15 protein-coding genes are annotated in these 16275 nt (G+C 48.4%); all 15 read left to right on the top strand.

Annotated features, from left to right (window positions below; all coding sequences use genetic code 11):
- Positions 1 to 6 precede the first annotated feature (6 nt).
- The 15 genes from EYO21_03700 (at position 7) to EYO21_03630 (ending at position 16233) form a co-directional block, all read left to right on the top strand.
- Positions 7 to 2574, top strand: a complete 2568-nt coding sequence (locus tag EYO21_03700; protein ID HIB02915.1) for a hypothetical protein — start codon at positions 7 to 9, stop codon at positions 2572 to 2574.
- A gap of 10 nt (positions 2575 to 2584) precedes the next feature.
- A complete protein-coding gene (locus tag EYO21_03695; protein ID HIB02914.1) occupies positions 2585 to 3997 on the top strand; it encodes an aminopeptidase P family protein in 1413 nt (470 codons plus the stop codon).
- Between the two features lie 69 nt (positions 3998 to 4066).
- Complete coding sequence (locus tag EYO21_03690) at positions 4067 to 4411, top strand: FKBP-type peptidyl-prolyl cis-trans isomerase (GenBank protein HIB02913.1); 345 nt, start codon at positions 4067 to 4069, stop codon at positions 4409 to 4411.
- A 45-nt stretch (positions 4412 to 4456) separates the two neighbouring features.
- Entirely contained in the window at positions 4457 to 5407 is a 951-nt protein-coding gene (locus EYO21_03685) for an aldo/keto reductase (protein ID HIB02912.1), read from the top strand.
- Between the two features lie 45 nt (positions 5408 to 5452).
- Complete coding sequence (locus EYO21_03680; protein ID HIB02911.1) at positions 5453 to 6814, top strand: MFS transporter; 1362 nt, start codon at positions 5453 to 5455, stop codon at positions 6812 to 6814.
- Positions 6771 to 7727, top strand: coding sequence for a peptidase S51 (locus EYO21_03675; GenBank protein ID HIB02910.1), 957 nt, complete (start codon positions 6771 to 6773; stop codon positions 7725 to 7727). The genes EYO21_03680 and EYO21_03675 overlap by 44 nt, the downstream gene beginning before the upstream one ends.
- Positions 7724 to 8884, top strand: coding sequence for a DUF2891 domain-containing protein (locus tag EYO21_03670; protein ID HIB02909.1), 1161 nt, complete (start codon positions 7724 to 7726; stop codon positions 8882 to 8884). Before EYO21_03675 ends, EYO21_03670 begins: the two co-directional genes overlap by 4 nt.
- Positions 8885 to 8897: 13 nt before the next feature.
- The gene (locus EYO21_03665) at positions 8898 to 9425 is read left to right on the top strand and encodes an NADPH-dependent oxidoreductase (protein HIB02908.1); all 528 of its coding nucleotides are present in this window, start codon (positions 8898 to 8900) and stop codon (positions 9423 to 9425) included.
- Between the two features lie 133 nt (positions 9426 to 9558).
- Positions 9559 to 10707: a DNA polymerase IV gene (dinB, locus tag EYO21_03660; protein HIB02907.1), complete on the top strand. Its 1149-nt coding sequence runs from the start codon at positions 9559 to 9561 to the stop codon at positions 10705 to 10707.
- A gap of 89 nt (positions 10708 to 10796) precedes the next feature.
- Positions 10797 to 11204, top strand: coding sequence for a single-stranded DNA-binding protein (locus tag EYO21_03655; GenBank protein ID HIB02906.1), 408 nt, complete (start codon positions 10797 to 10799; stop codon positions 11202 to 11204).
- A complete protein-coding gene (locus EYO21_03650) occupies positions 11205 to 12062 on the top strand; it encodes a PHP domain-containing protein (GenBank protein HIB02905.1) in 858 nt (285 codons plus the stop codon).
- A gap of 45 nt (positions 12063 to 12107) precedes the next feature.
- Positions 12108 to 12551, top strand: a complete 444-nt coding sequence (locus EYO21_03645; GenBank protein ID HIB02904.1) for an Lrp/AsnC family transcriptional regulator — start codon at positions 12108 to 12110, stop codon at positions 12549 to 12551.
- A 2-nt stretch (positions 12552 to 12553) separates the two neighbouring features.
- Positions 12554 to 13678: an NAD(P)/FAD-dependent oxidoreductase gene (locus tag EYO21_03640; GenBank protein HIB02903.1), complete on the top strand. Its 1125-nt coding sequence runs from the start codon at positions 12554 to 12556 to the stop codon at positions 13676 to 13678.
- 121 nt (positions 13679 to 13799) lie between these two features.
- Positions 13800 to 14810 (top strand): glutamine synthetase, encoded by a 1011-nt coding sequence (locus EYO21_03635; GenBank protein HIB02902.1) that lies wholly within the window; start codon positions 13800 to 13802, stop codon positions 14808 to 14810.
- Between the two features lie 31 nt (positions 14811 to 14841).
- A complete protein-coding gene (locus EYO21_03630; protein HIB02901.1) occupies positions 14842 to 16233 on the top strand; it encodes a peptidase M28 family protein in 1392 nt (463 codons plus the stop codon).
- Positions 16234 to 16275 lie beyond the last annotated feature (42 nt).

Raw genomic sequence — 16275 nt, 5'->3', positions numbered from 1 at the left:
AGGACAATGTACACCTGCATGAATTACTTTATAATTAAAGGCCATATTGAAATGCCTCACTTAAGAAACTTCCTTATCAAAATCAGCATCATTTTTTTCATTGTCTTTTCAGACCTTCTCTTTAGCCAACAAGCTTATCCCGCTGCCAAAACTGGTGGGAACTATATGCATAACTTTTATCTTCCTCCGCCATCGCCCACCAGTCCTCGTTGGCCCGCATGGTCACCGGATGGGCAATCCCTTGCGTTTTCCATGCACGGTTCCGTCTGGCGGATGGCACTGGAAGGGTCTACAGCGATAGAACTGACGAATAATACAACATATGACTCCTCACCTGCCTGGTCCCCTGATGGTAAGTGGATCGCCTATACAGCGGAAAAAGATCATGAGACTATGGATCTCATGCTGTTGAATTTGAAAACTGGGAAATCTTTACCTCTAAAAACAGGTGAACATCTTTATCTGGACCCAGCTTGGTCTCCCGATGGTTCAAAGTTGGCCTACGTATCCACGGAGCCAAATGGATATTATAATATCTATGTTCAAAAGATTCGGAAGGGAAAACCTGTCGGACCCGCCCTTCAAATAACACAAGACAATGCCTATGGGGATAATCGACTCTACTTTGGGGACTACGATCTGCATATCGCGCCTACATGGTCACCAGATGGAAAAGAACTTCTGTTTGTCACTAACCGTGACACACCGCTCGGGTCGGGTGGCATTTGGCGTATGCCGGTGGAAAAAAATGGGATAAAAAAAGCACGACTTATTCATAACGAGCAGACACTCTTTCGTACAAGACCTCACTGGTCACCGGATGGAACAAGATTTCTTTACAGCTCCCATGTTGGAGGGCAGTTCAATCATCTATATTTGCTGCCGTCTGATGGTGGTGAACCCTACAAAATCACATTTGGTGATTGGGATAATTTTCATCCACGCTGGTCGCCTGATGGGACAAAGCTTGTTTATTTAAGTAACGAAGAAGGCCTACCTCAGTTGCACGTAATGAAAACAGTTGGAGGTAAAACAAAAAAGCTGGAAGTAAAAACTAAAGAATGGATTGAACCACACGGGATCCTTCAGGTGATTACAATAGATGGGGAAACAGAAAGTCCAACACCGGCTCGCATCTACCTACAGGCAAGTAACGGCAAGGCCTATGCTCCTGACGGCACCTATCACCGTGTAGGTCGCATGAAGGACCACCTGTTTCATACTGAAGGGACCTTCACAATAGAAGTTCCCCACGGGCCTCTGACAATAGAGGCGGTGAAAGGGTTTGAGTATTACTCAACTAAGGAAACAGTAGAGATTAAAGCTGGGGAAAGATCAAAAGTGACGCTCACCCTCTCACGAATGACCAATATGCCTGCCCGGGGCTGGTACAGTGGCAGTACACACGTCCACATGAATTATGCTGGGGACCTCCACAACACATTGGAGAATTTGATGTTCATGTCTGCCGCAGAAGATCAGTCAGTAGTTAATGAACTTGTGGCCAATAAAGACAACAGAATTCTGGATTACCAATTTTTCACCGGGGAAACTTCTCATCTGTCCACACCTGAACGGGTTTTATTTGTGAGCGAAGAATACAGACCTGCTTTTCACGGACACGTCTATTTTCTGGGTTTGACGGAACATCTTCTCTCCCCTTTTGCTTCAGGATATGAAGGGACGGCCATTTATAGTCTTTATCCGTCCAACACGGATATGCTGCGATTGGCAGGAGAACAAGGTGCCTTCAGGGGTTACGTGCATCCCTACTTTGGTGAAAATGATCCATTGTCAGGTAAGGAACCTTCTCTAGGTGGTGCAAAGTCTTTTCCTGTAGATGTTGCTTTGGGTACCGTGGAAGGGTTGGAAACTACCTATGCTAATCATGCTACCCTTTTGGTTTGGCATCATGTCCTAAACAACGATTTCAAAATTGTTCTGACAGGCGGTGAAGATTCCATCAGTAACCTTTACAGGAGCGCTGTTGTAGGTTCACAGAGATCCTATGTATACCTCGGTGATAAACCACTGACCTACAGCAATTGGTTAGAGGCCCTTCGAGAAGGACGTACTTTCGCCACCAATGGGCCGTTGTTAACATTTACTGTCAATGGTGCCATGCCCGGTGAAGATGTGAGACTACCTCAAAACGGTGGTACAGTAACTTTAAAGGGAGAGGTGCAAAGCATTGTGCCCCTTGATAAAGTGATGATAATGAATAATGGGGAAATTCTGAAAACAGTCCCACTCGATGAAACCGGCTCCAATGCGGTTTTCGAAATAACAGTTGATGTAGATGAGAGCGGTTGGTATACACTCCAGGCTGAAGGGAAAAGGAACACTCTCCCCATAAGCGATCTTTACCCCCAAGCAACCACTAATGCCATTCGTGTTTATGTCGGTGGTGACCCTATCCGTAATATAGAATCAGCTAATTATTTTGTGCGATGGATTGACAGGTTGCTTGCAATGGCTGAAGCGCATCCCGGCTGGCGCACAACAAAGGAGAAAGATCATGTATTGGGTCAGTTCAAGCAGGCACAGCAGGTTTATAAAGAATTGATGAAGTAGCATCCGATTTATGGAGAAAACATCTATGGAAATATCCCGGCGAAAATTTGTAAGAAACATGGGCTTGGGACTGGCCTCTCTAAGTTTGAATGCTAAAGCGCTAGCAAACAATGCGGCTGGAGGATCGGAAGCGCTCCTAATAAATGACAGGAATCATCCTAAACCGGCCCCGAAAGGTTACGACCGTCTTCCGCTGTCTTGGTATCAATCCAGAGTAGCGACACTAATGACAAACCTGCAGAAGGAACAGGTGGATGGAATTCTGTTGGAAAGGGATGTGAATAAAGTTTATTTCTCAGGATGTTTTCGGGGAAGCGGGGAACGGTCAACATGGGTGTTCTTTCCGGTTAAAGAGAAGAATGCTGCCTACTGGTACTCACCAGGGATTGACCGTGATTTGATCACCTCCTGGTGGTGTACTGAGAACGAATATTATTTTTGCTATCCTCATGCCGAAGGGGGATTCCCTAATAGGGGTGAGGTTATAAAAGGAAAAACAGTCAATCTTTTCGGATGGATGCTCAGCCGTCTGCGTCACCGGGGATTTGAAGGGAAAGTGATTGCTACTGATATGCGCTTCGGTGACCAGCAACTGAGAACCGTTTCCAGGGAACTGCCAAACGTCCGGTTCGTGAATATTGATGATGTCTGTCTTGGTATGCGGATAATAAAGACGGCTGAAGAGATTGCACTCACTCAGCGAGCATATCGTTATTTTGATAAGATTCATGCGTTTGCCCGGGATTTCATTCTTGAGAATGGAACAGACACCAACGATTTTGAGATTGGACAAGCGTTGCAGGCATACGGCATCAGTCTGCTCATGAATGATATTTCATACGACGGCAAACCCCACAGTGCTGTTGGGATGGAAGTCACTTCAGAATATGTAAGGGCGGGTGTTTCTACAGCCTATCCGCATCCAAACCAGCTGTTTTATAACCCAGTCAGAAGAGGGGAGCCAGTCTATGTAAATACGGACATTAAACTTGGCGGTTGTGGTGGTGAGGCTTATCGAAATTACCAGATTTACCCTGTATCCAAGCATCAGGAGAAAATATGGCAAATTGTGGCCGACTCTGTTCAGATAATGGTTGAAGAGACAAAACCGGGCACCCTTTGTTCAGACGTTGCCTACAAAGTGCACAAACATCAGGTAGCCAATGGAATGCAGGACTATATCTACCACCGACCTGGTCATGGAACGGGTCTTAATTTTGAAGGTCATCAGGCGCCCTTTCTTTCCCTCGGTGATCATTCACCTGTTGAAGAAGGGATGATGTTCAGTGTGGAACCGGGACTGTATGATTCAAAAAAAGGAGTCGGAGTTAACCCAAGCGATAATCTACTGGTAACAAAAAATGGTGCAGTCCTCATGAGTCGTGTACCGTTCTCAAAAGAGTGGAGTTTCCTTAAGATTTAATAGAACACCAACACCATGAAAAAGCTGTATTTACCCCCTACGGTTGTTTTTCTAAGCCTCTTTGCCTGCATGGATCAAAATGAAGATAAAGGAGACCTGATCATCGAGGATCTTGTTGTAGGGCAGGGGGTTGAAGCGAAAGAGGGAAATGTAATTAGAGTGAATTACACAGGTTGGCTTGAGAATGGAACTCAGTTCGACTCTTCGTTGTCTCCCGGCCGCGATCCTTTGGTTATCACACTTGGTGCTGGCCAGGTGATCCAGGGATGGGACGAAGGCATCCCCGGTATGAAGGTTGGCGGCAAACGCAGATTGACGATTCCACCTCATTTGGGTTATGGGAATCGGGCTGTTGGTGCAATACCGGCAAACTCTACCTTGATCTTTGAAGTTGACCTGCTTGGTGTAAATTAGAACAGCAATGATCAAAAAAAGTTTTTTAACATAAAGGAGAAAAAAATGAAAAATAAGTCCAACAGTTTTTCCAGAAGAGATATGCTAAAACTCACCACCTGTGCTGGTGTAGGCGTTGCTTTAGGGAAGATCCCTGTATTTGCTCAAGCATCAAAGTTGAAAGATATTATCCGGCGTCCTATACCTTCGTCGGGTGAAAAAATTCCCATCGTGGGGATCGGCACTGCTCGACGATACAATGTGGGGACGTCATCTAAGGAACGGGCGCCGTTGAAAGAAGTGCTTAAGCGTTTTGCCGATATGGGCGGCACAGTTGTGGATACTGCTCCATCATATGGTACGGCAGAAACAGTTGTGGGAGATCTGGTCGATGAACTAGGCTATCGGGACAAACTGTTTTTTGCCACAAAAGTGCGTAAGCCGGATGCTGAAAGTGGGACTCAAGAACTTGAAGAGTCGTTTAAGATACTGAAAACCAAAACAATAGACCTTCTTCAAATTCACAATATGATTGGTATCGACACGATGCTTCCTATAGTTAGAGAGTGGAAAGATGAAGGACGTATACGGTATGTGGGTGTAAGCACTTCACGAGGGCGTCAGTACCCCGATTTTATCAAGATGATGGAAAAAGAAGATCTCGATTTCATCCAGGTGAACTATTCACTGCAGGCTCGAACGTCAGCTGAGCGAATCCTTCCGTTGGCAAAAGACCGTGGTATGGCAGTGCTGATAAATGTTCCGTATGGTCGAGGACGTCTGTTTAGCAGGGTGGGCGATCGATCTCTTCCTGATTGGGCATCGGAAGCAGATATCAATAGCTGGGGTCATTTTTTTCTGAAATATATTCTATCCCATCCAGCCGTAACCTGCGTAATTCCCGGTACTGCAAAGCTGAAATACTTGACCGACAGTATGGGGGCAGCCCAGGGAAGGATGCCGGATAAAGCCATGAGGAAACAGATGGAAGAGTTTTTTGACGGGCTGCCCTCTTAAAGAGACTTTAGTTAGGCTATTAATTCCTGGGGAAAGAGGATAGTCTTGACGGATTCTCTGGTGCGCATCTTACGTATTAACCGGGCTGAACTTCCTCTGGTTTTCCTCTCAGCCCTCTATTTTTTTTGTGTCCTCTGTGGATATTTCTTTCTCAGGCCAGTAAGGGAGGCTATGGGTGTTTCCCGGGGGATGTCTGATCTGCGATGGCTTTTTACAGTTACATCTATCACATCCCTCCTGGCCGTACTGGCTTTTGGGGGTGTGGTGGCTAGGATGAATCGCCGCCGATTCATTCCCCTAGCTTACCTTTTTGTTATGGCATGTCTCCTTGTTTTCGCAGGATTACTGGTCACCGATATAGCAGCAGGGGGAGGTTTAATAGGATCGGATACAGAGACCGTTGTTTCCCGCCTGGTAGGGTATACTTTTTACGTATGGCTCAGTGTAATAAATCTTTTTGTCACCAGTATTTTCTGGGCCTTTATGGTCGATATATTCAACGTTGATCAATGTAAAAGAATTTTCCCCATTATTGGCATAGGTGGGACGCTGGGAGCCATCTCAGGCGGTTGGGCCACCAGTGTCATAAGTGGTATAACTGAATCGGCTTACCTGCCTGTGGGGCTCATGCTGACGGGAGCCACCTTTTTCGGGTTGGCAATTCTCATCATCCTGATGCTGGATCGTCTTGCAATTCGGTCATCTCATTCACAACTCACCATGGAGCAGGTGAAAAATAATAAGGAAGAAACTGAAAAGATCGGTGGCACATTTTGGGGTGGTGTGAGAGCAATTGCCACCTCTCCATATATTCTTGCGATTGGTGTTTACATCATACTCATGGCAATTTCTAACACAATGATTTATTTCACCCAGGCAAGCATTATCCTAAATAATACGGATACGCTCAGCCAAAGAGTTGCAGGATTTGCACAGTTCGATATGCTGGCCCAGATAGTCACACTGTTTACTCAGATGTTTATTACCACTCACCTTATTAAGAGAATAGGTATCGGGTGGACCCTGGCTATATTGCCAGCAGTGACTATGATCGGTTTCGCTGTCCTTTCCATTTGGACCCTTTACGGGGTGATGGCAATTTTCCAGGCAGTACACCGGGCGACACGGTATGCTGTTTCAAGACCAGCGAGAGAGACGTTGTTCAGTGTAGTTTCCACTTCAGAAAAATATAAAGCAAAACCTATTGTTGATGTATTTCTATATCGCGGCGGAGATGTGGCAGGCGCAGGGGTGGATGGTTTGTTTGCAGCTTTGGGGTTGTCACTCACGGCTGTTGCCACGGCCACCGTACCCCTGGCAGGTGTCTGGGGGCTGCTATCTCTGCGGTTGAGCCGAGCTCAATATGCAAGAAGCCAGGCAACAGAAAAGCCGCTTGTTGAGAACTAATATTTCAATTTCTTCTATGGTGAAATTGTTACGTACAGTTTTTTCTCTATTGAGTGCGGTCTTTTGGCTAACATGCTCTACTGCTCCCCAACCTATTAATCCTGACCTGTGGGCGCCGGTTCAAGGACCGGAGAAGGGGCACCTTGTCATTGCTGGTGGAGGCATGCTGGATGGAACAGGAATTCTAGAAAAATTTGTGGAACTGGCTGGAGGTGAAAGGGCGGAAATCGTTGTCATCCCTACCGCCGGGACTGACCTGTATATAGGATTTCCTGATAGAGAGAAAAAATTAAGGGCCATGTTCCTGGATCGTGGCGCTGCCATGGTTGAGGTTCTTCATACTCGGGATCCCAACGAAGCTGACAATACTGAATTTGCTATAGCTGTTATGACCGCCACAGGTGTCTGGTTCACCGGTGGCCGCCAGTGGCGGCTGGTGGATGCATACGCCAACACCGCAACGCTGGAAGCGATTCGGGGTGTTCTGGCTCGGGGTGGAGTCATTGGAGGCTCTTCCGCCGGGGCCACCATTCAGGGGGCATATTTGGTAAGGGGCGACACCAGTGGCAATACCATCATGATGGGAGATCACAAGGAAGGATTCTCCTTTATCACAAATTCTGCCATCGACCAGCACCTCTTGAGGCGCAACCGGCAGTTCGATATGTATTCCGTATTAGCCAAACATCCCAGTTTGTTAGGGATTGGCCTTGATGAGGGTACAGCCATTGTGGTGAATAACTATCAGTGTGAAGTGATAGGGAAGAGCTATGTAGCCATTTACAACGGTTCATTAAACAGTGAAGAATTCCCCATGCTGAGCCAGAACGATTTCCGGCCATTCCATCTGTTGCGGGAAGGGGATAGATTTGATCTGGCAAAGAGAACTATGATCAGGGAGGAGATAGAGTGAAAAGCAAATATGTTTGGGCGGTTGTCTCGGTCCTTGTCTTTACAAAGGGCTGTTCCACGCCGGAACGTGAAACTACGTCTCTCCTAAAATCACTGCCTCAAGTTTCACCACCAGTTTTGGATGAGGCGCGGGCTGTGGAGCTGGTGAAACTGTCCCTCAACTGTGTGGAACGGGAATTTCCCTACAAGATTGGTTACAGGTTCGATAGCGAAGAGTGGATCAAGCCGCACTATGAAGTGACCCCGTCATTCTACGGCTGCTGGGACTGGCACTCAGCAGTGCACGGACACTGGACTATGACAAAGATACTTAGGATGTTTCCGGAGATTTCTGTGGCGGACAGTATTCGTGCAAAACTTCGTAACAACCTCAGCGCCGAAAAACTGGAAGCCGAATTCCGTTTCTTTACTGACAATGAGTTCACTAAGGGTTTTGAGCGGACATACGGTTGGGCGTGGCTCATGAGACTGTACAGTGAGCTGTCCACATGGGATGATCCTGAAGGTCAGCGATGGGCTGCAAACATGCTGCCTCTTGTGGAACTGCTGTCAAAGAAAACAGTGGAGTATCTGGAAGTCCTCTCCTCACCGCTTCGGCCGGGAACGCACCGCAATTCGGCATTTTCTTTCGCTCTTATGTACGACTATGCGACAACCATTGGTGACACCGACTTATTGGAGGGCATACAGCGTTTCAGCGAGAGATATTTTGCGAATGATACCGATTGCCCTACAGCCTATGAACCCTCCGGTACCGATTTTCTATCGCCATGCCTGGCTGAAGCCGAATCCATGAGCAAAACAATGGAGAGAAACGCATTCCCGGCCTGGCTGGACACATTTCTCCCGCCAATGGCCGATGACCGGTTCGCACCTCTGAGAACACCGCCGGTGGTACTGGATCCGGAAGATCCGGGCATAGGCCACCTTATCGGCCTCATGTTTCACCGGGCATGGACCATGAACCAGTTGGCGTCCGTGTTACCTGAGTCCGATACACGACGGGAGCTCTTTTCGCGGCTGGCAGCCATCCATGCCCGAGAAGGATACAATATTATGTTCGACAGCGGCTACGGTGGGGAGCACTGGCTGGCCACTTTTGCCGTTTATATGATGTCAGAATACAGCCGGCTCAACGACACTTCTCAGACAGGATAAGGGGAAAATTGTAATGAAATATTTGGTCATCAGTTCCGGACTCCGTCAGCAAGGCAACAGCTGGGAAATGGCAAACCTCTGCTGTGAACGGCTGCGGGAAAGTGAGGAGAAAGCGGAAGTTCTCTGTCTCAGCGACCACGAGATGCCTTTCTGTGATGGGAAGGCTTATGTTGATCACCCCACCACACAACTGTTCAGAGACAAGGTCGAAGCGGCTCAGGGAATTATTCTGGCCACACCGGTATACAATTTCGACTCCAACTCAGCAGCAAAGAATTTCATCGAGATCACGGGACAGGTGTGGGAGAACAAAGTGGTGGGTTTTCTCTGTGCTGCAGGTGGAGACAGGAGCTATATGTCCATCATGACACTGGCCAATTCTCTCATGCTTGATTTCCGGTGTATCATTATCCCACGGTTCGTATACGCATCAGGCAGCGCCTTTTCTGATGGTGCCGTCATCGATGAAACTGTTGTGAACAGGATCAATAAACTTGCTGATGAATTGGTCCGTTTTACCACAAGTTTGAACAGAAGTTGACTCCAATCCCCTTTATTTTTCTTTGAATATACGCTTTTTGTATGATATACTCGTTCGCTGGTCAGATGGGACTGACGTGGCGGAGCCATAGCTGGCCACCCAATCACTTAATAAAATAATTGCTCATGTAGACATGGACTGTTTCTTCGTTGCTTTGGAGCGGCTGAAAAATCCGTCTCTGAAAGGTAAGCCCGTGGCTGTAGGAGGCGATCCTGAGGTTGGGCGTTCCGTAGTGACATCAGCATCCTATGAAGCGCGGAAGTTCGGTATCCATTCGGCTATGCCCATGGCAGTGGCTATCCGGCGGTGCCCCGAGCTGGTGGTCGTGCCCACAGATTTTGACCTATACGACCATTACCACTTCAGGGTGAAGGAGATATTCCAATCCTTTTCGCCGGTAGTGGAAATGACGTCCATTGATGAAGGATACATAGACCTTTCAGGAACGGAGCGGCTGTGGGGCGGTCCTATGGAAGCGGGGGAGCGGATGCGGTGGACCATTAAACAGTTGACGCAGCTTGACTGCACGGTGGGAGTGGCCAGTACCAAACTGACGGCCAAGATCGCTTCCGATAAGGCGAAACCCAACGGTCTGCTGTGGGTTCCGGTGGGGGCGGAGGCACATTTCTTGGCGCCGTTGCCGGTAGAGGCGATTCCTGGTGTGGGGGTCACAACTTCTGCACTGCTGAGGAGTTTTGGGCTGGAGCAGGTGGGGCAGCTCGCCGCGGTGGGGGAACTGCTCATGGAATCGACCTTGGGCGTCACCGGTCGATGGCTCTGGCACGCATCCACGGGAAACCATGAAAGCGAACTGATTCCTGAGTGGGAACGGAAATCCATCAGCAAAGAGACCACCTTTCGCACCGACACTACTGACCAGCAGTACATTACTGCCGTTCTCCATATGCTTACGGAGAAAGTGTGTTGGCGGTTGCGTAGGGAACAGAAGGCCGCCCGCACCGTGTCGGTAAAATTGCGGTATGAAGATTTTGAGACCATCCATCGCTCCCGGACATTGTCTAGGCCTGAGAACAGGGATCCCTCACTGTTCTCTGTGGCGAAGGAGCTGATGTGCTCCGCCATTACCCGCCGAGTAGGGGTTCGTCTAATTGGGATGGGACTATCGAACCTCACCGGCAGTGGCCGTCAGACGGATCTGTTTGATGAAGGAGAGTGGATAAAAGGGTGGCATCGGCTAGAGGCCATAGATAAGGCGCGGAGCCGGTTTGGGTTTAATGCAGTGTTGACTGGAGAAGCGATCCGTTTAGCCGCACAGCGATGAAATAAATTCCTTGATTTTCATGGTCAGGGATATGATATTTCTGTCGGAAGAGGGTAGTTAGTATAACAAGCAAAGGAAGGAGAAATCTAATGCAGAAAGGAAGCATAAATCGCGTCATCCTCGTAGGCCATCTGGGTGGAGATCCCGAAAGCCGATACACGCCGTCGGGTACGGCAGTGGCAAACTTTAACGTTGCCACAAACGAAAGCCGTAAAAACTCCGATGGTGATTTCGAGGACCATACCGAATGGCACCGGTGTGTACTGTTTGGCAAGCCTGCTGAAACTGCCACGCAGTATCTCAAGAAGGGTCAGATGGTGTACGTGGAGGGCAGATTGAGAACGCGCTCCTGGGAAGACAAGGAAGGGAATAAGCGTAACACTACAGAAGTACACGGCGATATGTTCACCATGCTTGGTCGGCGCAGTAGTAGCAACGACAGCGTCCCGGCTGAAAAGGAGAACGTTTCAGAAGAAGAAGAAGACCTCCCGTTCTAGATAGCGGTTGCTTATATAAAAAGCCGTGACAGCTGGGTTAATGTCCGGTTCGGCGGCTTTTTATTGTGCGCTATTTATACGCTATTTGTGCGTCATTCACCTCTCGTCATCTGTAAGAGTCACTACTCCTTTCTAAAGGGAGTCCATTCCGTTCCTGATCTTGTGACGTTCGCTTCCGATCACGGTTTGCGTCAGCTCTGTTTAGCGGATGAGAACGGTCTCTACGGTGCAATTGAATTTGCAACTGCATGCGGCAAAGCAAATATTACACCCCTTATTGGTGCTGAACTGACGGATGGGAAACGAAACGTTACGGTTATTGCCCGAAACAGAGATGGATATGTGCGACTATCTGAAATCATCACACAGCTCCAGCTCCATGAACCACCACTAACGGAAATTGTGGTTCCCGGCGGTGATGATCTCCTTCATTTCTGTGCCGATCCGGTATTACTTCAACGGTGGGTACGTCGAGGAGAAACAGGAGGTCTTTATGCAATACCGGTTGTATCGGACAGCTCCCGGTGTAGATCACTGCTCACTTTGGTATCCCGCCGGCCCGATCTGGCTCCCTCCCTTTCGGCAGTGCCGGTAATAGAGCTGAATCTTTTTTCAGGTGAAGATATAGCCCTGTACAAAGTTCTCCGAGCTATCAGCCGTAACTGCACGGTGGCGTCCTTGCCGACTGAAGAGACTATTCCTAAAGCCCCTTCTGCCAAACTATTCGGACAACTGATGGAGGAGCCGCTCCTTCCTTTCCAGACTGTCCTCTCCTCCGGCGATGTGGCGCGACTTTGCACCTTTCGGTTTGATTTTACTACACTTCATCTTCCAAGATATATTCACCGTGGCACTTAAAAATTTTAATATTAAGAGAAGTTTTACCTTAATTTTCACTATACCATGGATGAGAAAGATAAACTAATTCTTAGTCTTCTTCAGAAAGACGGGCGTATGACTGCCAGCGAAATGGCGGAAAAAGTGGATCTTTCCGTACCGGCTGTTACAGAACGGATTCGGAAACTGACGGAAGGTAGTGTTCTAAAAGAATTTCGTGCTGTAGTGGATGCCAAGAAGGTAGGCTACGATGTGACAGCATACATCCTCTTGGATATGTCTTCTTCTGATTCTTACGGTAATATGGTGGATCATGCACAGGATAATGATGAAGTATTGGAGTGCCATTCCATTACGGGAGAAGGGTCCCATATCCTCAAAGTCCGGACTCACGATACTTCATCCCTGGAGTCACTGTTGAGAGATATTCAGTCGTGGCCGGGGGTGATCCGGACTCATACCATGATCGTCATGTCCACATTCAAAGAAGCGACCAGCCTAAAACTGTAACCATGGATGTGGATTATAAGGTGGTCATTATAGGCGCCGGTGTTGTAGGTCTTGCCATAGCGCGGGCGCTGGCGACACGGGGAGAAACATCTGTGCTGATCGTGGAAAAAGAGATGGGCATTGGGCAAGGGATTTCGAGCCGGAACAGCGAAGTGATTCATTCCGGGATTTACTACCCCACAGATTCTCTCAAAGCGAAGTATTGCCTAGCCGGCCGGGACCGGCTCTATGCTTTCTGTCGTGAAAATGATGTCTGGAATAGTAAGTGCGGTAAGCTTGTGGTGGCACAGTCCGGCCAGGAGGCGCTGCTAGAAGCTTTATATGAGCAGGCTCAGTCTAATGGTATCACGGAGATTCATATGATGGATCGAGCGGAGATTCAGACACTGGAACCGGAAGTGTCAGCGGAATTGGCCATGTTTGTAGGGTGCACGGGGATTATTTCAGCTCACGAACTCATGTCAGCGTTTCACCGTGCTTCGGCTGATGCCGATCATGATCTGCTGCTCAAGGCCGTTATTGTCGGTGCGGAACCGAAGGGTGACATATACTCTCTCCAAGTTAAAGGGCCCGGGGAAGCATCCTATTCCGTAACCGCTCCTTGGGTGGTAAATGCGGCGGGGCTCCATAGTGATAAAACAGCTCAGTTTCTTTGGGGAACAAATGATAAATCCCATCCCACGCTGCGGTATTTAAAGGGATCCTATTTCAAACTTTCCGGGGAATGGCGGCATCGTATTGAATGTCTTGTCTATCCAATTCCTGATGCATTCCACGATTCACTGGGGATTCACCTCAGTTTCGATCAGGCTGGTGATATGAAACTGGGTCCCAGCGCCGAATGGATTGATGACCGGTCAGAAGATTATACCGTGAACGAAACTGAGGTGGACTTTTTTTATCGTGAAGCGAAAATATATCTGCCCGCCCTGGAGCGTAATGATTTGAGTCCTGACTATGCAGGAATCCGTCCAAAGTTGGCTGAAACGGTGAATGGACATTCTGATTTTTATATGAAACATGAGCCGGATTACCCCGGTTGGGTAAATCTTATCGGCATCGATTCGCCGGGGTTGACAGCTGCATTGGCTATTGGTGAAGATGTGGCCGGTTGGATTTCCACTTAAGTGATTTAAGAGCTAAAATATAGAATTATTTAGTTTATCACTTTATTTACCTAAATATTTCTTGTAATATTATTTATTATATTAATATTTTTAAGTATCAATTTTTTAAGGAGAATAGTACATGACCAAAGTAAAAGCTGAATACATTTGGATAGACGGACATAAACCGACAGCCAAACTCCGTTCCAAAACAAAAGTATTTGAGGGGCCCGTCAAAAGTTTAGATGATATTCCCATGTGGGGTTTTGATGGTTCAAGCACCATGCAGGCAGAAGGAAGCGATAGTGACTGTATGTTAAAACCGGTTTATTATTTGCCGGATCCTATTCGAGGCGGTGACGATATTTTGGTCATGAATGAAGTTCGCAAACCCGATGGATCGATTCATGAATCCAACACCCGGGCACGATTGGTTGAAATTGCTGAAAAGCATAAAGATGAAGATGCGTGGTTCGGAATTGAGCAGGAGTACACTTTTTTCAAAGGGCGTTCACCACTGGGCTGGCCGAATGGCGGCTACCCGGCACCCCAAGGCCCCTTTTATTGCGGCGTAGGCGCCGATGAAGTGTTCGGCCGTGACATTGTAGAAGATCATATGGACATATGTCTGCAAGCTGGGATTCAGATTTCAGGTGTCAATGCTGAAGTGATGCCCGGTCAGTGGGAGTTCCAGGTAGGTTCCTTGGGACCGTTGGAGGTGTCTGACCAGCTCTGGATTGCCCGGTGGATTCTTTACCGCATTGCGGAAAATTATGGTGTGAATGCAACCCTGCACCCCAAACCGGTTAAAGGTGACTGGAACGGCGCAGGCGCCCACGCCAATTTCAGTACAAAACTCATGCGTGAAAATGGTGGTCTGAAGATTATAGAGAGCGCCTGTGAAAAACTTGGAAGGAAGCACGAGGAACATATCGCTGTTTATGGTGCTCACAATGAAGAACGGCTGACCGGTCTTCATGAAACCTGTGCTCTTCATGAGTTTCGCTACGGTGTAAGCGATCGGGGTGCTTCCATCCGGATCCCTATGGACACTGCTAATAACGGCAAAGGTTACCTTGAGGACCGCCGGCCTTCTGCCAACATGGATCCATACCAGGTTTGCGCCGCGCTTATCGAAACTACCTGTGGTTAAACCCATAGCGCTACTTAGTCGTCGAATCATGATGACGTGTAGCAGACTCTTTCCCTTGAGTCTCTATTTAACTATTTTGGCATCTTGTGCCGTTCCTCCGGCTTCGGATAGTAATCCGAAAGCATCGCCAATCGTTGCTGAATACTCGGCTGTTGCTGACAAACTCATGACTACTGCCCTGGCCGATAGTTTTGCCTATAATCGTCTTGCCGAACTGACGGACACTTTTGGACCGCGTTTTAGCGGGACAAAGAATCTTGAGGACGCCATTGACTGGATTCTTGAAGAGATGAAGAAAGACGGATTCGAGAATGTCCATGGTGAAGAGGTCATGATCCCGAGATGGGTTCGCGGGGAAGAGTGGGTCCGTATGGAAGTGCCCTGGAAGAAAGAAATGGCTATGCTCGGCCTTGGCGGCAGTGTGGCAACACCTGGTGACGGAATTACGGCTGAAGTGCTGGTGGTTGATGATTTCGAAGAGCTGCAAAGACGTGCCGGCGAAGCGAAAGGTAAAATCGTTCTTTTTAATGCACCGTTCACAAACTACGGGAAAACGGTCCGTTACCGATATGATGGAGCCAGTGCCGCTGCTGAGGCAGGGGCACTGGCCAGTCTGATCCGTTCGGTGGGACCATACTCCATGAATACACCCCACACCGGCGCAATGGGATACAAAGAGGGCATTCCCAAAATTCCCCACGCCGCCATTACAGTGGAAGATGCCATGATGCTGGGCCGTCTGGCCGACAGGGGTGAGTCCGTTGTCCTGTCCCTCTACATGGAAGCCCATTTTGAGGATGATGTCCCTTCCAGAAATGTAGTGGGAGAGTTAAGAGGTAGTGAAAAACCGGAAGAGGTGGTTGTTCTTGGGGGACATATCGATTCTTGGGACGTGGGTCAGGGAGCTATGGACGATGCAGGTGGGTGTGTGGCAGCGTGGCAGGCCGTAAAGTTGATGAAAGATTTGGGTCTCCGTCCGCGCCGGACTGTCCGGGTGGTCATGTGGACCAATGAAGAAAATGGTCTCCGGGGCGGCAATGCCTATCATGATGCGCATCAGGATGAACTGAAAAATCACGTTCTCGCCATGGAGTCTGATAGCGGTGTTTTCAAACCGTCCGGTTTTGGTTTTACCGGATCGGACCGTGCCCGGGAGATCATTGAGCAGATTGCTTCGTTCTTGGACCCCATCGAGGCAGGTGAAATTCGCTCCAGTGGTGGAGGTGCTGACATCGGTCCCATCATGAAAGAAGGTGTCCCTGGTATGGGTCTGAATGTGAATGGCTCGAAATATTTCTGGTACCACCACACCAATGCCGACACCATGGACAAGTTGGATCCCCATGATGTGAACCTCTGCGTTGCTGCCATGGCCGTTATGGCCTATGTGGTAGCCGATCTGCCCGAGACACTTCCCCGATAACGGGTTATTTCTCGCCGCGATTCTTTCACGCCGCAATATTAA

The sequence above is a fragment of the Candidatus Neomarinimicrobiota bacterium genome (assembly GCA_012964825.1).
In the GTDB taxonomy this organism is placed as follows: Bacteria; Fidelibacterota; Marinisomatia; order Marinisomatales; family S15-B10; genus UBA2125.
The sequence above is the reverse complement of the archived record's forward strand: the minus strand, read 5'-3'. Positions and strand labels throughout refer to the sequence as shown.